The following is a 22,608-nucleotide window of genomic DNA, read 5'->3' as shown; positions in this document are numbered from 1 at the left end:
ATTATTAGTCTTTGACAGCTACTTCTTATATAATGGCTATATTAGTGATTATGGTTATTAGCCTTGTGCATGTGAACGGGTTTTATTCGGGACGAAAACAAGAAAGAGCAAGAATATATAAAGCGGATTGATCACCGACATTATTCATGAACAAAGCTTATATAATAATGGAAATAGATTGACTTGACACAGCTGCATGAGATATATTCAAACATAGTTTAATCGAATCTAATTTCTATTAAACGCATCTAACTCGAGGTGAAATGAAAATGAAAAAAGTAAAGGGACGTATGGACGAAAGCATCCTCGTCTGTGTATACTATGGACCAAATGGTGAACGCCTTATTCAACGCGGCTGTAAAATTGCGAGCATGCTTAATTGCCCTCTGTATATTTTAACCATTGATCCTTTGCCCTTTGATGACCTGGATGCAGAAAAATCAGATTATATTACTAGATGGCAGCAAATAGCTGAACATCATCGCATTGAGGAATTTATTTTAAAAGATAATGAAAAGCGGCCTGTCTCTAAAGTAATTGCAGAGGTTGCCCGCGAAAAGCATATTACTCAAATTATCCTAGGCCAGACTGCCCAGAGCCGCTGGGAACAAATAGCTAAGGGCTCCATTATTAACTCCTTGTTGAAGGAAATTCCTTTTGTTGACCTGCACATCATTTCTGTTTCCCGTGCTCTTAGAGATCAAGAAGGACTTTTCGAAAAAGGGGTCCGAGCATACCTAGTTAAAGAAGAGAATTTTTATCGCCTAAGCTTTATTCATACAAAAGAAGCCGAATTTGAAGGGATATTCTTTAAGGAACAAGGTACAGACTTCAATAATGGTGTTTTCAAATTCATGAAGGGCAAAGAAACACTGCAAGTCGTTGTAACAGAAGACATTGTCAAGGACCTTAAAAATGTTAGAATGACTGACCCAATTGATACAGATAGCGATTTACAATAATAAGATTTAGAACACTTCCAGTTGCTTTCATGATACTGGAAGTTTTTTTGTTCTTCCGATCATCTAATGTTACATAAAAATAATTTACCAAAAAATAAGTAACATTACAATGAAAAAGCCCTTGAAAATAGTAAAAAAAAATACAGCTTCTATCAAAAGAAGCTGTTCTAATATTTGGAAAATGATGTTTTCTTTTGGAATAACTTTTCTATTGGGTTGAAGTCTTCGAAGCTGTTATTGTCTGTACGAATAGATTCCTTGCTGCCGAGCCCAAGGAATCCTCCCTGACTTAGGCTTTCATTAAATAATTGAAGCACATGTCCCTGAAGGTCAGTATTGAAATAGATAAGGACGTTCCGGCAAATGATGACATGAAACTCATTAAATGATCGGTCCGTTACTAAATTATGCTGAGCAAAGACGACATGTTTTAGTAATGCAGGATTTAAATAAGCAGCCTCCCAATCAGCTGTATAATATTCGGAAAACGACTTTTTGCCTCCTGAAAGCAAGTAATTCCTCGTATATAACTGCATTTTCTGCAGAGGAATTATTCCTCGCTCTGCTTTGGCTAAGACTTTTTCATTCATATCGGTTGCATAGATTTTTGTTTTGTGCCCAAGCCCTTCCTCCTCCATCAAAATGGCCATGGAATATACCTCTTTCCCAGTAGAACAGCCAGCATGCCAAATTCTAATTTCAGGAAGATCTTTTAGAAATGGAGTAACCTCATTCCTAAATGTTTTGAAGAAGGTAGGGTCCCGAAACATCTCCGTCACATTAATCGAAAAATCGCTTAATATTTTTTCTAAATATACTTCATCATGAATAATTTTCTCCGTCAGACTGGTAATACTCGGTAAACGTTCCTGGGTTAATCGGTATTGCACCCGTCTCATGATTGAAGATCTCATATATTGGCGAAAATCATAGCCTGATAGACGAAAAATAGCTAATAACAATAGTTCAAGCTCTACATCCTCTTTACTAACTTTAAACATTCTTCATCATCCCAATAATTTTCTTTCTAAGATAACCACACTCGCATAACTGACAATAGCTGATCTAGTTTTAGCGGCTTGCTGATATAATCTGATGCGCCAGATTCTATGCATTTTCTGCGGTCATAATTCATGGCTTTTGCTGTTAGAGCAATAATGGGCAAATCCTGATATTCTTCAAGCTCACGGATTCTCCTCATCGTTTCATAGCCGTCCATAACAGGCATCATAATATCCATTAACAAAATATCCACTTTTTCTTCTTTTACCATCGTGTCTAAACACTCCATGCCATTTTCGGCTGTTAGAACATGCATGCCTTCTTTTTCAAGTGCATTTTTTATCACATAAATATTCCGATGATCATCGTCAACAACGAGAACCGATTTTCCTTGTAAAACCGTAGAAGATGGGCTAACTTCCTGTTCATCATTAGGCAGATTTTTAATGGATGCTTCAATAATAGATTCAAAATCTTTGGCGGAAGCAGCTTCAGTAATCACTGTTTCCTCTGCTTTTTTCGGTAAACCATCAGGCAGGCTTGGAATAAATAAAGTGAAACTGCTGCCCTTCCCTTCTTCACTATTTACTTTACATACCCCGCCAAGAAGCTGAGCAAACTCTTTTGTTATAGATAATCCGAGCCCTGTTCCACCATACCTTCTCATTGTTGCTCCATCCACCTGCTGGAAGGCTTCGAATATCTCCTCCTGCTTCTCTATAGGAATTCCAATTCCTGTATCTGAAACAATCACCTTTAACCATGTATCTGAGGAATTCGCTTGAGGGAAGCTGCTGATCTCATGGCTGTGCGCTTTTTCAAAAGTAACAGAAACAGAACCGGAATCAGTAAATTTAAAGGCATTTGAAAGTAAGTTTTTAATCATTTGCTGAAGGCGCTGTTCGTCTGTAAATATTACTTCTGGTACACCTTCAATCTCAGTAACAGTGAATTCAAGATTCTTCTTCTTAGCGAATTGAACAAAGTTCCGTTCCAAATGATCAGTAAAAATACTCATATTCACTTCTTCAAAGTGTATCTCAAGCTTCCCAACCTCCACTTTAGAAAGGTCAAGAATATCATTTATTAAGTCTAGCAAATCCTGACCGGCTGAATGAATAACCTTAGTAAATTCGACTTGTTCTTCATTAAGGCCATGATTCGGATCATCAATCAGCATTTCTGAGAGTAGCAGAATACTATTCAATGGTGTACGAAGCTCATGAGACATGTTGGCAAGAAATTCAGTCTTGTATTTCGAACTCAGCATTAGCTCTCTAGCCTTTTCTTCAAGTGCTTCCTTTGCAGACCTCAGTTCCTCCGACTTCAGCTCTGCATCATTTGTGCGTTCTTCTAATTGCTCATTAATCATTCGGAGCTCTTCCGCTTGAGTTTGCAGCTCCTCTGATTGTGACTGCAATTCCTCAGATTGCATTTGCAGTTCCTCTGTCTTTGTCTGCGAGTCCTCCAGTAAACGGGCAATTTCCATTCTGCCTAATATATTTGTAATGGCGATGCCTAGCGTGTCCAGCACTTCCTCCAATAGTTTTAAATGAGTAGATGTAAACTCGTTTAGACTTGCCAGTTCCACAACCGCTACGACTTCATCCTTCACCAAAACTGGCGCCATCATAATGCTTCTTGGTGCCACACTTCCAAGGCCAGTATGAATTAGATGATACGTACTTGGAACATCTTTTAGAATATAGTGCTTCTTTTCAACGGCACATTGCCCTACTAGCCCCTCGCCTGGATAAAAAAACTCTCTACCGACATGTTGACCGTCTTCTGCATAGGAGGATTTTTTTCGATAAACCGGCCTTCCATTATTCGTTTCCTTCACATAGAAAACGCCAAGATTGGCATTGATTGCATGGGACAATTGGCGAATGAGCTCTTCACCAAGGGAATGAATATTGACATGGTGGCTATACAGATGAATGATGTCGGCAGAATGGCTTTGTATCCAATTTTGCTCCGTTATTTCTGAAATATATTTTCTTTCTTTTTCATTATAGGTTTCTAAAGACGCTGCCATTGTATTAAAGGACTTTGCTATATCTCCGAATTCATCATTTGTATGAATTTCTACCCTTGGGAGCTTGGACAGGTTTTTATAATCAATAAGATTGAGCCCCTTTAATATGATTGCCATCGTTTTACTTGTGCTTCGAATGAGTGAAAGTGTAACAAGGACAATCATCAATAGGGCTAGAGTAACAGCTGATATTAACACAATGACGAGCTGGGAATGTGTTTTTGTAGCACTTTGGAGTGATTCATCCATTAATGTTTCCTGGTATTCAATAAATTCACCTAAATCGAGTAGAAGCCGATCGCGATTGATTCGTTCACTATCATAAATGGTTTGCATTTCATCAAATTTACCGCTTTTGAATTTTTCAATAAATTCCTTCTCCATCTGATTGTAGGCATTGTAAGATTTTTCGATTTCATTTAGAACCTCTCTGCCTCTAGTTGTATTAATGGATGATTCTAATTTAATTATTTCTGATGTAATGCCTTCTTCATTGTATTTTAGAGATTTCTCAATCAATTCAGGGTTCATTTCTTCTTTAACAATTAATATCCGTAGAAGCTGGCGATCGGTTTGATCGAATAGCCTTCTAATTTCTGTGGTTTGGTTTACCTTATAGTATCGATCCTTCACAATTTCTAGCATATTCGCTTTTATTAAATTTGCCATAAAGAGGATGACAAACATCAATAGAAGCATAAAAAATACAGTCAAGCCTAAGCTGAGATATTGCTTCCTTTTAAAACTCACTAAATACGCCTCCTTCAAGATGAAATAGGTTTAAGAGGTTGAATTATTTATGAGTGGCAGAATGACTGCTAAAACGTTATGTATGGCCATTCGGCTAAAATGCTAGCCGAGCGGCCTATTATGGGCTTTTACTGGTTTTGATAAGTCGCTTCCCGGACATCCGTCATCCATTCAAGCTGAATGAGCTTAAGGTGGAATAAGGTGATCGGATCACGGTATAGTTCAGGATTTTCCCTAATTTCCTTCAAAGACTCTTTATTGAATTCAATCTGACTTCCTGATTCCTTCACTGCTTCCTGCAGTTCAGTTAACGGCGGACTAAAAAACATGCTGACATCTCTATCTATCGATTTTTCAAAAAGTTCAAATGGCTGGAAGAATTGTTCTGCAACCGATGCAGCCACTTCGCTGTAATCCTCATTTTCAATAAATTGTTTATATTTGTTATGGAGCATTGATTTATTTTGCTGAATAGCTCCGAGCAATCTGCCCGCGCTCTTTAAAATAAACTGTGATGGTGTAAAGCGGTTTAATATATTTATATTTTCTAGATGCACTTTACCTCTCGTCATCCGATCTGCATCTCTGCGCCAATCATCTAACACTTTAAAATCACATGCGAGACTTAGTTTTTCTTCCTCATAAAGATCATTAAAGCCCGCACCCATTTCATTCAGGAATTCTTGAGCATCGGTGAATTCATCACTTGCCTCGTTAATCCACTGATGAATCCCCTTATGGAAGCTTGGCATAATCATTTCATCTAAATGATGACGAATACGATTATTCATTTCAGCATTCAGCTGAACATGGACCTTCCCAAAATCGCTGTCCTCATGTATTAATTCTGAACTCCCTTTAAGCAGTTCAGGAATATCCTCCATTAGCTGAAGCTTTAGATCGTCTTTTATCTTTGTAAACGACCTTTTCATAACTCGGGCTTTTTCTTCTTCCAAATCACGTAATTGATTTGTGGCTCCTGTTAATTTGGTTACCATCTCATCATTCCATCTAATTGACTCAATGAAACCATTCTCCATTTCCACGCGTCTTTCCAATAGAAACTTAATCGTTTTGCGAATATAATGCTGAACCTTAGACGTTCTTTTTTCTTCAAGATTGTCGTGATTCGTGATAGATTTCAAGAATTGAGTTAAAGGCTCAAGCTGTTCATCACGGCCAGAATAGGCAAATACTCTTGCTTTTGAAAAATAAGTATTCACTTTCGAAGTGGCACTGTCTATCACTTCCTGCTCCATCTCATTAGAATCTACCCCATTTAACAAGAAGTGAATAGGAAGGTCAGGTGCCTGCTCACGAATTTTCACAACCATTTCAAGCTCTTCCTCTGTGAAAGCATGATTGGCATTAAGGACGAATAGCAGACTATCCGCGAGCTGCAAATATTGGAATACTTCATTTCTGAATCGGTTTAGACCCGTTATGCCCGGTGTATCAATAAAGGCAAGCCGCTTTTCGCGAAGAAACGGTGCAGGCTTTTTATACAGAATCAAAGTCTGTGAGTTCTCGCTAACATCGGATAAATGTGAAATTTCTCTTTCTCCTTCATCGCCAATCTCCTGTATGCCAACCGTCTCATCATCCTTGAACATCACAGTTGTTGAAATAGAGTCATCGATTATTGTTTCACCAAGCAGTTGATTGATAAATCCCGATTTCTCATTTCCAGCGGCTCCGGCAATTAATAGATAAGGAGCCTGAAGATCAAGAAGCTCCTTCACCATCCATTCAAATCGGTGTCCAATCTCGATACCATTCTTCCTTGCCCAAGAGACAACGGACTTGAATAACTCGAATCCATCCGTTAAGCCATTTCGGTCGCGCATTTCTTGGCTAACCTTTTTCTCTGCTAAATTAATAGCTGAATGCTCGATGCTCGAAGGGAAGATTTCACTCCATGCTAGGGCAGAAGCAGCTGCAATGGATGAATAAGCAGAATCAGCCATTTTCACCCAGTTGCTTAAATGATTCGGAATTAAATGTGAAATTTCTCTTATTAAATACTTCCCATTGATTAATTCGAAATATGTAACATGATAAACGGCCGAAAGCTCTTTCCATGAATGGGAGCTTCCGCCTTCCATATGGAGAAGGATGTGATTTAATTCTTTAACCCAAGTAAAATATAAGTCTCCAATTCGATATTGATTCCATAAGGAAACAGCCAGTCTTTCAAACTTTGCCAAATCCGCCTTAAATAAAGTGACCAATGCTTCATTGAAATAATTTGGTTCTGTCTTCTTTATCTTTCCCTCCTCGACATAAGATTGCAGAATGTCGAACCAAGCAAGATCTCCTGTCCGGATGGATTCATTCACAGCAAGTTCAATGGCATTTTTCCAATCCTGATGCTTTTCAAAAAACGCTTTAGCAATGCTCGTTACATCCCGATAGTCTGGGTTAAAGGAAACAGCCTCCTTGATCACCTCAACTGCAAAATCAAGCTTTCCGCGTGCTACATAAGTGGAAAACAACTGTAATAGCACTTCCATTTTCAGATATTCTGAGTCTGTTTGAATGGACCGGTACAAATCCTCAGCTGTAGCAAAAATCTCTAGTTTAAAATAAGCATCTGCCATATTCTTCTTTGCCCATGGCTCAAGTTCATTATTAATATTCTCCCATTTAAAAATCGCTGCTTCATAATCACAATTTTGGAAGTAAATCTCCCCTTGAGCAAAGCGAATAAAGGAAAGTTCCGATATTGCTTTCCTTTGCTCCTCCATATACAATTCTCCTAGTGCCTTGATGGGATGTACATTCTCTTTCCCTTCCACTAATGTCTTGTAATAACTTTTTCCTATTAATTGTTCATCTATTGTCATCATGCTACCCCCGCAGAATATTTTCACTAATATCAAAACAAGCCGAAACGGCTAAAGCCCAAGTAGCTTCATCTACTTTTTTCCTATCTTTTATTCTAACAAAATATTTTTATGGCAAATTTTCAATTTTGATTACAATATTGTATTCTTATGTAACAAATTAAATAATGGGCAAAAGTCCTAATGCGTCTATCCTAGTTCTTTACCCCAATTGCTTATTTGACAAACCATTTCATAGCGTTTTCTTTTCATTCTAAGCAAAATTCATTATGATTACAATTTCGGCAGTTCTAATTCATCATAGATGCTATGGTTATTCCCATCGATTGATTTACTTGGGTAATAACAGTAAAATAAGAATTAACTACCTACATATAGAAAGGCTGATACCGGTTTGGAACAAAATTCGTCAAACTTTATTAAAAATATTATTATCGAGGATTTGGAATCAGGAAAACATAAAGAAATCATTACTCGTTTTCCTCCCGAACCGAACGGGTATCTTCATATCGGTCATGCGAAGTCCATTGTCATTAACTTTGGTCTTGCCGATGAGTTTAACGGAAAGACACACTTGCGATTTGATGATACCAACCCATTAAAAGAAGATCAGGAATATGTTGATTCTATTAAGAACGATGTAGCATGGCTTGGCTATGAGTGGGATGATCTCCGCTTTGCCTCTGACTATTTTGAGGAAATGTATGATCGTGCAGTTCTCCTTATCAAAAAAGGGAAGGCCTATGTGGATGATTTATCTCAGGAAGAAATCCGTGAATACCGCGGCACCCTGACAGAGCCAGGAAAGGAAAGTCCTTATCGCAATCGTCCGGTAGAAGAAAATCTAGATTTATTCGAACGGATGCGTAATGGCGAATTTGAAAATGGCAGCAAGGTGCTGCGTGCAAAAATTGATATGGCTTCGCCGAATTTGAATATGCGTGATCCTGTCATTTATCGAATTTCTCATGCTACACACCATAATACTGGGGACAAATGGTGCATTTACCCTATGTACTCCTTCGCCCATCCATTAGAGGATGCGATTGAAGACGTCACTCATTCCATTTGTACGACTGAATTTGAGGATCAGCGTCCTCTTTATAATTGGGTTATTGAAGAATGTGAAACTAAAAGTAAGCCGCAGCAGATTGAATTCGGGCGTCTTAACATTACGAATACAGTTATGAGTAAAAGAAAGCTTAAGCAGCTTGTGGACGAAGGCTTTGTTGATGGCTGGGACGATCCGCGTATGCCGACGATTTCTGGACTAAGAAGAAAAGGCTTTACACCAGGAGCAATCCGCGAATTTGTTAAGGCAACGGGTATTTCCAAAGGTTATGGCGCAGTTGATGAAGCTATGCTTGAGCATTTTGTCAGAGAAGATTTAAAGCTGACTGCACCGCGAACAATGGGCGTATTGAACCCACTTAAAGTAGTCATAACCAATTATTCGGAAGATCAAGTCGAAATGCTTGATGCGGAAATTAATCCAGAAAATGAGGAAATGGGTATACGACAAATTCCATTCTCCCGAGAAATTTATATTGAGCAGGATGACTTCATGGAAGACCCGCCAAGCAAATATTTCCGACTTTACCCAGGTAATGAAGTCCGTCTAAAGCATGCTTATTTCATTAAGTGTAATGATGTGATTAAAGATGAAAACGGCCAAGTGGTTGAAATTCACTGCACATATGATCCTGAAACAAAAAGCGGGACAGGCTTTACAGGACGTAAAGTGAAAGGAACTCTTCACTGGGTTGATGCTAAACATGCCATTCCAGCTGAATTTCGTTTATATGAGCCATTAATTCTTGATTCAGAATTGGAAGCAGGAGCAATGGACGATTCTGCAGAAGAAAAGACGTTTTTGGATTATGTAAATCCAAATTCGCTTGAAATCGTTCAAGGCTTTATTGAACCTAATATGAAGGATGTTAAAGCACAGGACAAATTCCAATTTTTCCGTCATGGCTATTTTAACGTGGATCCAAAGAATTCAACGGCTGAGAAACACGTATTTAACCGTATCGTTTCGCTAAAAAGTTCATTTAAGCTATAATGAGTAGCACATTTTTGCACTATTAACACATCAAAGGGAGGAACCCATAATGACAAACGAAAATGAAAATCAAACACTGCCGCCAAAAACCTGTACAATTGAGCGACTAATCACTTTACCAGCAGACATTGAATTGGTGTTAGCAGGAAAGAAAACGGCTACACGCCGTAATGGCCGCTATGCAGACGTTGGTGAGATTATGGATCTTCAAGGTCATAGATTTGTCGTTGAAAAAGTATATTCACAATCTTTAGGTGAATTAACGGATGAGCATGCCAAGCAAGAAGGATATGGAACCGTTGAAGATTATAAGCAATCCATTCTATCCTATCACCCTGGCATGCCATGGCTGCCACAAATGAGAGTATGGGTGCATGAGTTCCGTCCAGTCTCGGAATAATCGCATTTTTCATGGATACACTATACCGCTTCATCCTATACATCCATGTAGGCAGTGCTGTTCTATCCATCGGTCCATTTTTCGTTTTAATTCCGATTGCGAAAAAATTGCGGGCAGCCGAACATGAAGTCCAGCTAGCCTACTTGGATATATTCCGCTATTCTGTCCGGCTTGTGAAGCACGCCGGACATCTCCTTGTCGGGAGTGGTGCAATACTCATAGCTATGGGGCATTGGACGTGGAAAACATCATGGATTATTGCAACGTTAGCTGTAATGTTTGGTTCCGTATTTTTTCTAGCCAGGGCTTTTACTCCTATTTTTCGAAGATTTCATGAGCCTGGACAAGATACACAGCAGCTTGTCCAAAAGCTTTTAAAATCAACCTGGCTTTATTTAATCCTATTAATGGTCATGCTCTGGCTAATGGTTGTAAAGCCTTCACTTTGGTAAAGGTCGGTTTGCATTTCAAGACTATCTAACTCTCACTTTTCCATATTATAATCTCAAAATGGTCAGCCTCGGATTAGAGCCTGGCCATTTTTCTTAGGAATCTAAAAAATTTGGAAACATCGCGCTCTTTGGTGCCCTTTTTTCTATAGGAATCTAAAAAAATGAAAGCATCTCCTTTATGGTTGACTGCGTTCATTTTTTGCATAAAACTCACTGTATACCATTTAAAATAAAAGCCAGGATGTTATCATTTTCCTTTTGATTCCATTCTGCATTATAATAATAATTGAAATTAAAATTCAGAGAAAAGTTACTTAATTATATGAATCTATAGGGATTGGAGTGGTTTTTAAAGTGGGTGTTACGTTACGAAAAGGACAGAAAGTTGATTTAACAAAGGCTCATCCAGGTCTTGAGGTTGTAGTGGCTGGTTTGGGCTGGGATGTTAGCCACAGTCATTCACAATATGATTTGGATGCCTCAGCATTTTTAGTTGGCCCTTCTGGCAAGGTCCAAAGCGACATGGATTTTGTATTCTATAATAATCCTAGAGGCGGAAATGGTTCGGTTATTTACAGCGGCGATAATCGCACCGGAGCTGGTGCCAGTGATGATGAACAAATTACAATCGAATTAAATAAAGTTCCTTCTTCTATTCACCGAATTGCATTCACCATCACAATCCATGATGCACATGTAAAACAGCAAAACTTCGGACAAGTTTCTAATGCCTATGTGAGAATTTTTAACGCTATGACAAATGAGGAATTAATTCGTTTCGACCTAGGACGTGATTTTACAGTAGAAACGGCCATTGTGACAGCTGAACTATATCGCCATAACGGAGAGTGGAAATTCAATGCCATTGCAAGTGGCTTTCAAGGCGGGTTAGCCGCACTTTGCAGAAATTTTGGCGTTCATGTAGATGATGAGCCTGCTCCTGCACAACCTGCTTATCAAGCTCCGCCCATCAATCAAACATACGGAAGCTCTCAGCAAGCTCAATCATTTTCAGGCCAACAACATACATCCTATAATCAGCCGACTTTCGGTCAAACAAATACACACAGTCCTTCTTATAATCAACCAAGCTATAATCAATCTGGGCATCAGAATCAGCCTTACAATCAGCAAGCCTATGGACAGCAGGCGAGCTATAATCAGCCTACATATGGTCAAGGATATTCCTCAGGGCAATCTTATGGCGGAGACAATATTAATTGTACCCGATGTGGATCTTCGAATGTAAGAACTGGTGAGAAAGGCTTTGGTCTGGGAAAGGCAGCAATTGGCGGGTTAATCCTTGGTCCTATCGGGTTATTGGGTGGTTTTATTGGAAAAAATCAGCTTAAATTCACATGCAACAGCTGTGGAAACGTCTGGTCTCCTAATCAAACTGATTATACACAATGGGCCAATCAGCAAAAAAGAAAAGCTCAAGAATTATTTGCCCGCTATAAAAGCCAGGATGTTATGGATGCTGTTGTTGCCGCATGTGCACTCGTATCATTAGCAGATGGAAGACTGGACCCATCCGAGCGACAAAAAATGATGGAATTTGTCAATCAAAGCGAAGAATTGCGCGTTTTTGATACAAACAAAGTGATGCAGCAATTTAATTACTTCGTCCAAAAAATCGAACGTGATTCTATTATCGGGCGTGCCGAAGCATTTAGAGCTTTAGGACGTGTCAGATCGAAGCCTGAAATTGCTCGCCTTGTTGCTCGTTATTGTATCGCACTTGGCTATGCAGACGGTCATTTCGATCCTAGTGAAAAGCAGATCGTTTCAGAAATCTGTATAGAATTAGGGTTAAATCCCCAAGAATTTTTATCATAATCTTCGCGGTTCATTATCAGGGCTCTTGGTTTTTTAGCCTATCGAAAATGTGGAAGGTCCTTATTGGATCTTCCTTTTTTTGCTATGATATACATATCATGAATTAGGGGGAGTCTTTGTGGAGAAACGAAAGCTAATCGTTACCCAAAATTTAAGTGAGGATTTAGTTGAAGCCATAAAAGAAGTTATTCCAGACTGGGAGCTTATTGTTGGAAAAGATAATACAGTTTGGCAAGATCATATACAAGAAGCGGAAATTATTGCAGGCTGGAAAAAAGAATTAACTGAACATGTGCTATCCCATGATTCTAAGCTGCGTTGGGTTCAATCTTGGTCTGCAGGTATAAATAGCATGCCTTTGAAAGAATTCAATAATCGTCATATCCAGTTAACATCGGCCAATGGGGTTCATTCCTTCCCAATTTCCGAGACTATCTTTGCACTGATGCTCGGGCTTACTAGAAAAATACATACATATGTGAAAAATCAGCAAACAAAAACATGGCATCATTCTGGGTTAAAGCTTGAACTGCATGGCAAAACAATGGGTCTCTTTGGGGTAGGGGCCATTGGCAAGGAAACAGCCAAAATTGCCAAGGCATTTGGCATGAATGTTTTAGGATTCCGCCGTTCTGACTTACCCGAAGAACATGTTGATACGATGTATTCGCTCGATCAGATAAATGAAGTATTACCTATATGTGACTATGTAGTTGTAACGCTTCCGCTAACGGAGGAAACAAAGCATTTATTTGGAAAAGAACAATTTGGCCTCATGAAGCCTTCATCCTTCTTCATTAATATTGGCCGAGGCGATATTGTTGTAGAATCAGAGCTTATCAAGGCTCTAATTGAAGGAAAAATCGCTGGTGCAGGCTTAGATGTATTTGAGAAAGAGCCTCTTAGTGAAGAGAGTCCTTTATGGGAAATTGAAAATGTGATCATCACACCACATACAGCAGGATCGACTGAGAATTATGATAAACGGGTCATTAAGGATATTTTGATCCCAAATTTAAAAAGCTATTTAAAAGACGAGAAGCTGCTAATTAATTTAGTTGATTACCACAAAGGTTATTGAAACGGCAAAAGGGATTACCTCCTTAGAGGAATCCCTTTTTGGCGTTTTGTGTCTGCCCCATTCCCCTTTTCTTCCGTTTCCGGAGCAATTCCTCCAATGCACCTGATCCAAGAACAACACCGGAAACAATGAATAGCAAACCTAATAAGTGGGTTGAGGTGATGATTTCTCCCAGAAGAACAGCCGAACCAACTAATGAGAAAAACGTACTTAAATTAATGAAAATGGATGCTTCTGCAGGTCCGATTTTTTTAATTGCTGCATTATAAAACATATGCCCCAAGGCTGTTGAAAGCAATGCCGATGAAAAGAAGGCAACCCATAGAAGGATAGGGGCTCCGAATAACCCTTCAAACCCTTTTGGCTCCTGCCACAAACTAATAAAAAATAAAAGAACACTTCCCAAGACCAGCATATATCCGGTTAAAAGCCGTGGATCCATTGATTTCGCTGCCTTGCTAATAAGAATAAAGCTTAGGGCTTGTGAAAGAATCGAAAAGAATATATGTAAGTCACCTATCGAAAGACCTGATAACCCTCCTTCACCGGATAAAACGATAAAGGAAACCCCTGCACTTCCAAATAGGAATCCTAGAATTTGAATCCACGTTGCCCGATTACGCAGGATAACTGACGAAAGAATGGCCGTTAATAATGGGCCTGTTCCTAAAATGAGGGCCCCATTTGTAGCTGTTGTATTCGTAAGACCTACTGATAAGAAGAAATGATGGCCGACCACGTTGAACAAGCAGCCAAAAATAATAAACTTCCATTCTTCCTTATTCGGCCTTCGAATTTTCCGCATCAAACCCATAATGAGAAAGACTGAGATCCCTGCCGTAAAAATTCGCAAAGAGGTAATGGTAACGGGCGGAAAATAACCTACAAGTATCTTGACAACTGGCACATTAAATCCCCAAGCCATCATAATCGCTATTAGCAAAAGATAGGTTTGTATATTTTTCAAAATGATTTCCTTCTTCCTTAGCTTTCACATAATTAAACCTATTTTAGCATGGAAATCTTTACAAAATCATTTTATTTGAATCCATGAATAAAAAAGCCAGCTCTCCTAATAGAGAACTGACTTCCTTATTCAATACTATTGGATATTCTGCTCATGGCGCTGATCTTTATCAGCTTTTACTTTAGGGCCTTTTTTCGGCTTTGGTCCCATGTTGTCGAACCGAGCTAGGTCATAAACTGCTGCTCCCACAATCTCTGCTACATCCTGAAGCTTTTCTTTGCTGATTTTATCAATGGAATCTTCAGGTGTATGGTACCAAGGCTCAGATGGGCTGTGGATGAATAAGGCTGCTGGGATTCCAGCTTCAGCAAATGGAACATGATCACTGCGTCCGCCTTGGCCATATGGAGTTGGTTCTCCGTTAAGTCTTGTGCTTGAAGCCTGGGCAAGCTCAGTCACTAGGTTAGGCTTCCCATCAAGAGTAAGCAAGACTAAATCTCCCGCATCCCTGCTTCCAACCATATCAAGGTTAAAGTTAGCAATCGTGCGCTCTTGTTCGTCATCTGATAGATTGTTAACATAGTAGGTTGAGCCAATTAATCCAAGCTCTTCCGCGCCAAATGTAATAAATTTAATTTCTGTATCAGTCGGCACGTTTTTAAATACACGCGCGAGCTCAAGTGTCGTTGCCGTTCCGGAGGCATCATCATTTGCTCCTGGTGCACCTGCAACTGAATCGTGGTGAGCCCCAACGACAATTACTTTACCGGTATCTTTTTGTTTATTTGTCGGTTTTTTCGTAGCGATTACGTTATGGGAAAGACTTTCTCCCGCTTTAGCACCCTCAATTTTCAAGCTTGTCCTTAATTCGGTTCCTGCATTTAGCTTAGCAAGAAGTGCCTCGCCCTCCGCTTGCGTTAAAGAGACAGCCGGAACATATTTATCATTGGCTTCGCCAAGCGTTCCGTTTACTGCACCGCCCGTATTATTAAAAATAATAACTCCTGCAGCACCTTTTTCAGCCGCATTTAACACTTTTTCAGCGAAACTAATATCACCGCGTTTGATGAGAGCAATTTTTCCAGTCAGATCTGTATTGGCAAGCTCCTCTTTCTTTCCTAAGTTTGCATAAACAAGATCACCCGATACATTGCCGCTTACTGTGTATGTAAAAGAACTTGGTTTAAGCACTCCATCATAGCCATTTACGTTCAATTCAATCGAACTTGGAGGTGTATAGCCATAAAAAGTAAACGGCTGTAATTCAACATCATATCCATATGACTCGAATTGTTCTTTAATATACTTGACTGCTTGTTCCTCAGCTTCTGTACCAGCCACACGTGGTGTTTTAGATAAATGTTCAATATTTTTATAGATATTTTCTGCATTAATCTTATCGATGACTTTGTGATCAAATACATTAACTGGCTGAGCTTGTCCAACTTCATTCGGCTTCGCAAATACAGCCGAAGTGCCGACCGCACCAAAGGCTAATGTGGTTGCTAACGCCATAGATAATAATGGTTTTCTCATAGAATCCCTCCTAAGACATAGATTAATAAAAATATTAAACTATTCTAAATATTAAGGAAGGGAATTTGTAACTACTCCGAGGTAGGACAAATAAGCTATTTTTTCCATTTTTGTTTAACTAAGGATAAAAGACACGGGTAATAAAGCATGACTTGCAGCTTTATCGAAAAATAAGCACGAAAAAAGCCAGCCCATTAAAGGCTGGCTCATCCAAATTATTTTAAAACATCGTGGTCAACATAACGTTCACCATTTAACTCACTAATCACATTAATGGCAACTTTTGCGCCGTCTCCTGCTGTGATGATCGTGTGCACGCTTACCCCTGCAGCAGTGCCTGCTGCCCATATTCCATCAATATTCGTTTTTCCGGCTGCATCCACATCAAAAATCGTTTTAACTCTCGGTTCTGTACCATCTTTTGTTTTTAATCCTGCTTTTTCGGCAAGATCTGTTAAAAAGCCTGTTGCGAGAATCACATGCTTAGATTCATATGTCTGATTATCTGTTTGAACCGCGAATCCAGCCTCTGACTTTTCAATATTTTCAACGGATGCTTCAACAATTTCAGCACCGAATTTAGCAGCCTGCTTCTTCCCAACCTCGACTAAATCTGGACCTGAAATCTCAAGCACGCCATAATGGTTCTCTAACCATGCACGCTTCGTTACACTTTTATCATTATCAATGACTAATACCTTTTTTCCTGCTTTAGCAGCGAATAATGCCGCACTTCCTCCTGCTGGCCCTGCTCCAATTATTGTAATATCGTACATAACTTGTTTCCTCCTAAATATAATTTCATAATATTAGATTAACTAAATAAAGGCTCTTTGTAAAATAATGTGACTTATACAATTCAGCCCCATTCTTCTCTACTATTATGGACTTCATGAAGGGAAGAAAATTCTAGTCCTCGTCTTTAATATCTCGATCCTCTGGAATTGGTTCATTTTCCAATTCCTTGACTAAATATTTATATTTCTCCAGCTGTTCAAAATGTGTCTTAAACTGATCCCTATAGACCAATACCGCCCCTTCACTATCATGTAAGACTCGAACTTTTCCTTGTAAAATTAAGTTCTCCACATATGTTACTGAGACAGATAAATATTCTGCTGTTTCTTCAATGGTTAAATACAATATAATGTCACTCCAGTAATTTTTTTTGTCTTTTACTGTCTATCAAACTAGGATAAAATGTTTATGGACTGGAAATTTATTTTTCTAGTTATAACTATACCATTACGAACATAGGGAAATGGAATGATTATTTTCTCCATTCGGGTATGGAAAAGGAGTTACACGAATCAAATGAACAAAAAGAAACTCTTTATCCTATACATAATGATAAGTATTATTTGGATTTTTGGCACCAACTATCTTCTTAGTCAATTTCAGCCTTCTTCACTTATCAATACGATCGAAAGAATGAAGGAACTGCTTTATATACTTACAACCGGCTGGCTATTTTATTATTTTATGGAAAAGATGGAACGATCAAACAAACTTAAAGGAGAAGAAAGGCGATTATCAACCCTTATCAACTCAATGGTTGACTTCGTGAACTTCAAGGACGGGGAAGGGCGCTGGATCGAAGCCAATGAATTTGGCTTAAAATTATTTCAGCTTGAGGATGTAGATTACAAAGGAAAAAAGGACTCGGAACTAGCGGAATACACAGAGTTTTACCGGGACGCGTTAATCTACTGTGAGGTATCGGATGAAGAGGCTTGGAAGAATAAAGGGATTACACGTATTGAGGAAGTCATCCCTCTTCCGAATGGTCTGCAAAAAACGTTTGACACGATTAAAGTCCCTCTCTTTCATGAAGACGGAAGCCGCAGGGGGCTTGTCATTATTGGAAGAGATATAACAGAAAGAAAGATCGTTGAAAACCTGCTAAAAAGAAGCAGGCAAAAGTATAAATCCCTTTTTGAATATAATCCTGATATTGTTTTTATGCTCAATTTGAACGGGATCATAACAAATGTAAATCCGCAATTTAAAGCTGTTACTGGCTATGATGATCAAAGAATAATTGGCAAAAATATTAAAGACTCGCTGCCATTAGAAGGACAAAAGGCAATCCAAAAGGCGATTTCTAATATCCTAAAAGGAGAATGTGTTCAAAAGTATGAGCTTAAGCTGCCCCATAAGAACGGCGAAATCATCACATTGCAATGCACGAATCTTCCGATCATCGTAAATGGGACAATCGATGGGATTTTCGGTTACGGAAAGGATGTCACCCATATTAGGCAAACGGAGGAAAGACTAAGACGAACAGAAAAGCTGTCCGTTGTTGGTGAACTAGCTGCAAGTGTGGCACATGAAATTCGCAATCCGCTTACCTCGCTCATCGGATTTGTTCAACTGCTTCAGAAAGAGAACGAAAAAGATCATTTATATCATAAAATTATGCTAGACGAATTAAACCGAATTAATTATATAGCTGGGGAGCTGCTCCTGTTGGCTAAGCCCCAGCAGGTCCAGTTTACCCGTGCCGATATCCATCTCATTCTATTTGAGGTCATTTCATTGCTTCAATCTGATGCCAATTTATATAATGTCCAAATTGATTTTATTTCAGATATTCAAGAATATACGATAGACTGCGAACCAAATCAATTAAAGCAGCTTTTTATCAATATCATCAAGAATGCCATTGAGGCATCCCCAAGCAAAGGAAAAGTGGACGTCTATTTAAAACCGGAAGAGAATGGCGAAGTCCCCATTTTTGTGAAGGATCAGGGCTGTGGTATTTCTGAAAAACGGCTGGAAAAAATCGGCGAGCCGTTTTATTCTTCCAAAGAAAAAGGAACAGGATTAGGTCTGACTGTCAGCTACAAGATTGTGCAATCTCATAATGGTTCAATCGTATTCAATAGTAAAATAAATGAAGGAACAGAGGTCCTAATCAAATTACCAGTAACGAATGAAAAAAGTGTAGAACAAACAACTAATTAATAAAAGAAGATCTATTAATCAAGCGTTTGATTAGTAGATCTTCTTCCTTTTTAAAGGCTATATTTATCCTTTGATTTCAAGCAGTTTTTGTCTTAAGTCGCTTTCCATTGTTGCCAGCTCTTGCTCAGCTAGGCGGCGCTTCTGACGTCCTTCCTCCTGAATTCTTAAAGTCTCTTCCAGTGTAGAAATTAAATTTTCTTGAGTTTTCTTTAATGTTTCAATATCAACAATGCCACGTTCATTTTCTCTTGCAGTCTCAATGGTGTTCGTTTTTAACATTTCAGCGTTTTTCAACAAGAGCTCATTCGTTGTCTTAGACACTTGCTTTTGTGCCTCTACCGCATGGCGTTGCCTAATCAGCGTTAGGGCAATGGCTACTTGATTTTTCCACAACGGGATAGCAGTCATAATAGACGATTGGATCTTTTCAACAAGCGCCTGATTCGTATTTTGAATTAGACGGATTTGCGGAGCGCTCTGAATCGTAATTTCTCGGCTTAATTTCAAATCATAGAGTCGTTTATCTAGCCTGTCTGCGAACTGAATCATATCATTGACTTCTTGGAACTTCATTTGGTCGTTCGACTCTTCGGCTTTTTTCCTTAATGCTGGAATCGTTACATCATGCAATTCCTCGAGCTTAATTTCACCCGCTGCAATATAGACATTTAAGGCATGGAAATATTCTTTGTTATTCTCATAAAGCCTTTCAAGCATGACCACATCTGAAAGCAGGATATTTTTGCTGCGTTCAAGCTTTACGCTAATTCTGTCAATTTGTGCGCCAGTTTTCTGGTATCTGGACAAAGTCTCTTGTATCGAGCTTGAGATTCTGCCAAACATACGTGAAAGAAAGGATGATTTCTCCCCCTTCAAATCATCTGGATTCACTTCATTAAACTTCATCATTAATTCACTAATGATTTCCCCTACTTCCCCGATGTCCTTTTTTTGGACTTGTTCGAGCATCGAGTTGGAGAAGGACAATAGCTTTGACTGTGCAGGCGTCCCGTAAGAGATCATCGCCTGATGATTTGTCGGATCAATTTGCTTAGCAAGCTCGTATGCCATTTGTCTATTTTCTTCTGGAATCACGTCAATCAGCTTAACAGGTTTTTCTTTTATCGGTTCATTTTTGCTAGTCAGCTCAAGATTTTCCCCAAATGGATTAGATAGCAGATCATCCATTAAGTTTGTACTGCTTGTGTTTTTTAAAAGAGATGGATTGTGCTCACTCATTTTAATCTCCTGCTTTCATCGATAATTCGTGAATCCTTTATGGTTTTAATTGTATGCTTGGCGACATCAATTTCGAAGTTCAGCTGGTCAATATCATCTGAGATGACTTTATATAAATCCTCTTCTACCATAGCCGTCAACTGTTCAAGGGTACGGCGTGTTTCATAAAGTGACTGGTCGAGCTCATATGTTTTCTTGGGCTGAGCGGATAAAAACACATATTTCTCCGAAAGCTCAACGGCTGAATCTAAATGGGAAAAGTAAAATTGTTCCGCTTTGTAAAAACGTTTTGGCTCCTTTTTCGTTAGCCTGTATATTTTTCTCGTTGTTCGCATTAGTTCCATTCTTTGCTTCAAAGAAGGAATATGACGAATCGAGAAAAGCGCCTTATGCAAGCGGGAAATTTTTCGTTTGGAATCATCGATGTTTTTCTTAATAAATTGGTATTCCTTCCTTGTCAGATGATGGCGTTTTAAGAACCTTTGCTTTTGTATCATGCCTGTCATTAAATAAGCAAGAACTCCGGCCCCAAAGCCAATGGCACCTGAGAGCCAGAATGTTTGGTTAAAGGCAAAATAGCTTAGCAGCCATACACTGGACGATGTTGGAAGAGCAATTAACATTCGTAATAGAAATGCTAAAAATTGATTCATATTTAATCGACTCCTAAAATCAAATTCGCCTGGGCGAATTTGCGCCCAGATTTTTATCGAGCGAGCTCGATAATTTCCTCTAAAAAATCTGAGGCATCCGCCGGAGGCTTATCTTTATACAGCTTGGGCTTAACCCCCTACTGAATTGAATACCTGATTGCATTAATCTTATCACTTTAGAAGTGAAAGACTAATGCTGAATAAAGATAAAATTCTTAATATATATACGTATGAAGTAAATACAGGTTTCAGCTATAAAAAATTCCTTCTCTTCTATAAAGATACAGGAAAATTTCACTTTCATCTATAGACCTCAACCTTAAATTATTATAGGACTTGAGACGTAGCAAAACAAAATTAGCGAGCGAGAATTAATTTCGGAAACATATAAAAAAAACCATTCCCGGCCAGCGTTCTAGCCTGAATGGTTTCTGCACTGAAACTATTTTATTGAATGTTTAATCGCTTGCTCAAAGGCTGCAATAATATCTTCCGGATGTTCGATGCCAACAGAGATCCTTACGACCTCTCTTGTAATCCCTAACGCTTCGCTTGCTTCAGGTGGAAGAGCACGATGAGAAGTCAGTAAAGGATGCGAAACCGTTGTCTCAACTCCGGCAAGGGTTGGAACTAATTTTACCCATGAAAGGGATTTAAAGAATTGATTAACATCTATACTTTTTGAAAGCTCGATCGTAACCATTGCGCCATATCCTGTCTCTGCTTCATTAAAAGGATAATACACTTTAGAAACATTTGTATTCCCCTGTAGAGCCTCAGCTAGTTTTCTTCCATTAGTGGATTGGGTTCTCATGCGAAGGGCCAGAGTTTTAAGCCCACGGCATGTAAGCCAAGCTTCAAATGGGCTTACATTTGCACCGAGATTTACGACTTTCGCTTTCGCCTTTTCTACTAAATCTGCTCTTCCGACAACGACCCCAGCCGTAACGTCACTATGACCGCCAATATATTTCGTTGCACTATGAACGACTAAATCTGCGCCTAGCTTAAATGGGCTGCAATGTAAGGGAGTTGCAAATGTGTTGTCAACAAGCACAGCTAATTGATGCATTTTCGCAAAATGAACAACAGCTTCAATGTCCTCCACTCTTAAAAGGGGATTAGTGATCGATTCTGTATACAATAGCTTTGTGTTTGGCTGAATAGCCTGTTCCACATGCTGCAGATTGGAGAAGGACACAAATGTTGTTTCAATCCCCAGTTGACTTAATTCTTCTTTTAATAAGTGGAAGCTGCCCCCATAAACATCTTCCGCAGCAATGATATGATCACCGCTTTTTAGCACGGCAAGAACCGCTGCCAATATAGCTGAAAGCCCTGATGATGTGGCAACACCTGCAGGGGCGCCCTCGAGTGCTGCAACCGCCTGACCAAGTTCATCGGTATTTGGATTGCCAACACGAGAATATAAGTAATTCCCTTCCCCTTGGTAATACCCCTCCATGTCATCTAAATCTTCAAAAGTAAACGCAGAGGTTTGATAAATAGGTGTTACCTTGCTTTTTATCGGTTTCTTTGATTTTTCTACACTATGCAAAACTAATGTTTCAAATCTCTTTTCCAAAACAGGCACCTTCTTTGTAAATATAAATTATTTTAATAAAAGTTCGATTAATTGAATTTTATCAATATTTCACCTGAAATCCAATTAAAATTCTTATATGATTCATCAATTAACTAGGATTTATTTCTTTTTGACTAAAGACCGTTATTAGTGGGACCAAATATTAAACCCTCACTATAAAAGCTCTATGGCGCTTGTTTTCGTGTTGCTCTATCGAAAACGC

General features: G+C 39.0%; 17 protein-coding genes. 7 read left to right on the top strand and 10 right to left on the bottom strand.

The features are described 5' to 3' along the window. Positions 1-269: 269 nt before the first annotated feature. Complete coding sequence (locus tag V7127_RS15535; RefSeq protein WP_335487475.1) at positions 270-962, top strand: universal stress protein; 693 nt, start codon at positions 270-272, stop codon at positions 960-962. A 167-nt stretch (positions 963-1,129) separates the two neighbouring features. Here V7127_RS15535 and V7127_RS15530 read toward each other — a convergent pair whose 3' ends face one another. The 3 genes from V7127_RS15530 to V7127_RS15520 form a co-directional block, all read right to left on the bottom strand. Continuing rightward, the gene (locus V7127_RS15530) at positions 1,130-1,963 is read right to left on the bottom strand and encodes a CheR family methyltransferase (RefSeq protein WP_335487473.1); all 834 of its coding nucleotides are present in this window, start codon (positions 1,961-1,963) and stop codon (positions 1,130-1,132) included. Positions 1,964-1,989: 26 nt separating this feature from the next. After that, the gene (locus V7127_RS15525) at positions 1,990-4,752 is read right to left on the bottom strand and encodes a response regulator (protein ID WP_335487470.1); all 2,763 of its coding nucleotides are present in this window, start codon (positions 4,750-4,752) and stop codon (positions 1,990-1,992) included. Positions 4,753-4,880: 128 nt separating this feature from the next. Next, the gene (locus V7127_RS15520; protein WP_335487467.1) at positions 4,881-7,601 is read right to left on the bottom strand and encodes a dynamin family protein; all 2,721 of its coding nucleotides are present in this window, start codon (positions 7,599-7,601) and stop codon (positions 4,881-4,883) included. A gap of 391 nt (positions 7,602-7,992) precedes the next feature. On the opposite strand from V7127_RS15520, the gene V7127_RS15515 reads away from it, so the two are divergent. The 5 genes from V7127_RS15515 (at position 7,993) to V7127_RS15495 (ending at position 13,435) form a co-directional block, all read left to right on the top strand. Beyond that, positions 7,993-9,663 carry a glutamine--tRNA ligase/YqeY domain fusion protein gene (locus tag V7127_RS15515; RefSeq protein WP_335487464.1) on the top strand — a complete coding sequence of 557 codons (1,671 nt, stop codon included), beginning with the start codon at positions 7,993-7,995 and terminating at the stop codon, positions 9,661-9,663. Between the two features lie 49 nt (positions 9,664-9,712). Beyond that, on the top strand, positions 9,713-10,063 hold the full coding sequence (locus V7127_RS15510; RefSeq protein ID WP_335487461.1) for an ASCH domain-containing protein: 351 nt from the start codon (positions 9,713-9,715) through the stop codon (positions 10,061-10,063). 11 nt (positions 10,064-10,074) lie between these two features. Beyond that, a complete protein-coding gene (locus V7127_RS15505; RefSeq protein ID WP_335487459.1) occupies positions 10,075-10,515 on the top strand; it encodes a hypothetical protein in 441 nt (146 codons plus the stop codon). Positions 10,516-10,869: 354 nt separating this feature from the next. Further along, positions 10,870-12,354, top strand: coding sequence for a TerD family protein (locus V7127_RS15500; RefSeq protein ID WP_335487456.1), 1,485 nt, complete (start codon positions 10,870-10,872; stop codon positions 12,352-12,354). 118 nt (positions 12,355-12,472) lie between these two features. Beyond that, on the top strand, positions 12,473-13,435 hold the full coding sequence (locus V7127_RS15495) for a D-2-hydroxyacid dehydrogenase (RefSeq protein ID WP_335487453.1): 963 nt from the start codon (positions 12,473-12,475) through the stop codon (positions 13,433-13,435). Between the two features lie 22 nt (positions 13,436-13,457). Here the strand turns inward: V7127_RS15495 and V7127_RS15490 are convergent, their stop codons facing one another. The 4 genes from V7127_RS15490 to V7127_RS15475 form a co-directional block, all read right to left on the bottom strand. Then, complete coding sequence (locus tag V7127_RS15490) at positions 13,458-14,402, bottom strand: DMT family transporter (protein WP_335487450.1); 945 nt, start codon at positions 14,400-14,402, stop codon at positions 13,458-13,460. Positions 14,403-14,537: 135 nt separating this feature from the next. Next, a complete protein-coding gene (locus V7127_RS15485) occupies positions 14,538-15,938 on the bottom strand; it encodes a M28 family peptidase (protein ID WP_335487447.1) in 1,401 nt (466 codons plus the stop codon). 215 nt (positions 15,939-16,153) lie between these two features. Further along, the gene (locus V7127_RS15480; RefSeq protein WP_335487445.1) at positions 16,154-16,714 is read right to left on the bottom strand and encodes an FAD-dependent oxidoreductase; all 561 of its coding nucleotides are present in this window, start codon (positions 16,712-16,714) and stop codon (positions 16,154-16,156) included. Between the two features lie 133 nt (positions 16,715-16,847). Next, positions 16,848-17,081 carry an excisionase family DNA-binding protein gene (locus V7127_RS15475; RefSeq protein WP_335487443.1) on the bottom strand — a complete coding sequence of 78 codons (234 nt, stop codon included), beginning with the start codon at positions 17,079-17,081 and terminating at the stop codon, positions 16,848-16,850. Between the two features lie 204 nt (positions 17,082-17,285). Between V7127_RS15475 and V7127_RS15470 the strand changes: the two genes are divergently transcribed. Next, positions 17,286-18,908: a PAS domain S-box protein gene (locus V7127_RS15470; protein WP_335487440.1), complete on the top strand. Its 1,623-nt coding sequence runs from the start codon at positions 17,286-17,288 to the stop codon at positions 18,906-18,908. 63 nt (positions 18,909-18,971) lie between these two features. Here the strand turns inward: V7127_RS15470 and V7127_RS15465 are convergent, their stop codons facing one another. The 3 genes from V7127_RS15465 to V7127_RS15455 form a co-directional block, all read right to left on the bottom strand. Next, positions 18,972-20,147 carry a toxic anion resistance protein gene (locus tag V7127_RS15465; protein ID WP_335487437.1) on the bottom strand — a complete coding sequence of 392 codons (1,176 nt, stop codon included), beginning with the start codon at positions 20,145-20,147 and terminating at the stop codon, positions 18,972-18,974. After that, the gene (locus tag V7127_RS15460) at positions 20,144-20,800 is read right to left on the bottom strand and encodes a 5-bromo-4-chloroindolyl phosphate hydrolysis family protein (protein WP_335487434.1); all 657 of its coding nucleotides are present in this window, start codon (positions 20,798-20,800) and stop codon (positions 20,144-20,146) included. The genes V7127_RS15465 and V7127_RS15460 overlap by 4 nt, the downstream gene beginning before the upstream one ends. A gap of 442 nt (positions 20,801-21,242) precedes the next feature. Further along, complete coding sequence (locus V7127_RS15455; protein WP_335487431.1) at positions 21,243-22,385, bottom strand: trans-sulfuration enzyme family protein; 1,143 nt, start codon at positions 22,383-22,385, stop codon at positions 21,243-21,245. Positions 22,386-22,608 lie beyond the last annotated feature (223 nt).

The sequence above is a fragment of the Bacillus sp. JJ1773 genome (assembly GCF_036962035.1).
Taxonomy (GTDB): domain Bacteria; phylum Bacillota; class Bacilli; order Bacillales; family Cytobacillaceae; genus Cytobacillus.
This window is presented reverse-complemented; position numbering and strand designations above follow the sequence as displayed.

Excerpts from the sequence above, each read along its gene's own strand:
- V7127_RS15480 (WP_335487445.1), bottom strand. The coding sequence starts at position 16,714 with ATGTACGATATTACAATAATTGGAGCAGGGCCAGCAGGAGGAAGTGCG.
- V7127_RS15505 (WP_335487459.1), top strand. The coding sequence starts at position 10,075 with ATGGATACACTATACCGCTTCATCCTATACATCCATGTAGGCAGTGCT.
- V7127_RS15485 (WP_335487447.1), bottom strand. The coding sequence starts at position 15,938 with ATGAGAAAACCATTATTATCTATGGCGTTAGCAACCACATTAGCCTTT.
- V7127_RS15535 (WP_335487475.1), top strand. The coding sequence starts at position 270 with ATGAAAAAAGTAAAGGGACGTATGGACGAAAGCATCCTCGTCTGTGTA.
- V7127_RS15460 (WP_335487434.1), bottom strand. The coding sequence starts at position 20,800 with ATGAATCAATTTTTAGCATTTCTATTACGAATGTTAATTGCTCTTCCA.
- V7127_RS15465 (WP_335487437.1), bottom strand. The coding sequence starts at position 20,147 with ATGAGTGAGCACAATCCATCTCTTTTAAAAAACACAAGCAGTACAAAC.
- V7127_RS15510 (WP_335487461.1), top strand. The coding sequence starts at position 9,713 with ATGACAAACGAAAATGAAAATCAAACACTGCCGCCAAAAACCTGTACA.
- V7127_RS15520 (WP_335487467.1), bottom strand. The coding sequence starts at position 7,601 with ATGATGACAATAGATGAACAATTAATAGGAAAAAGTTATTACAAGACA.
- V7127_RS15530 (WP_335487473.1), bottom strand. The coding sequence starts at position 1,963 with ATGTTTAAAGTTAGTAAAGAGGATGTAGAGCTTGAACTATTGTTATTA.
- V7127_RS15470 (WP_335487440.1), top strand. The coding sequence starts at position 17,286 with ATGATAAGTATTATTTGGATTTTTGGCACCAACTATCTTCTTAGTCAA.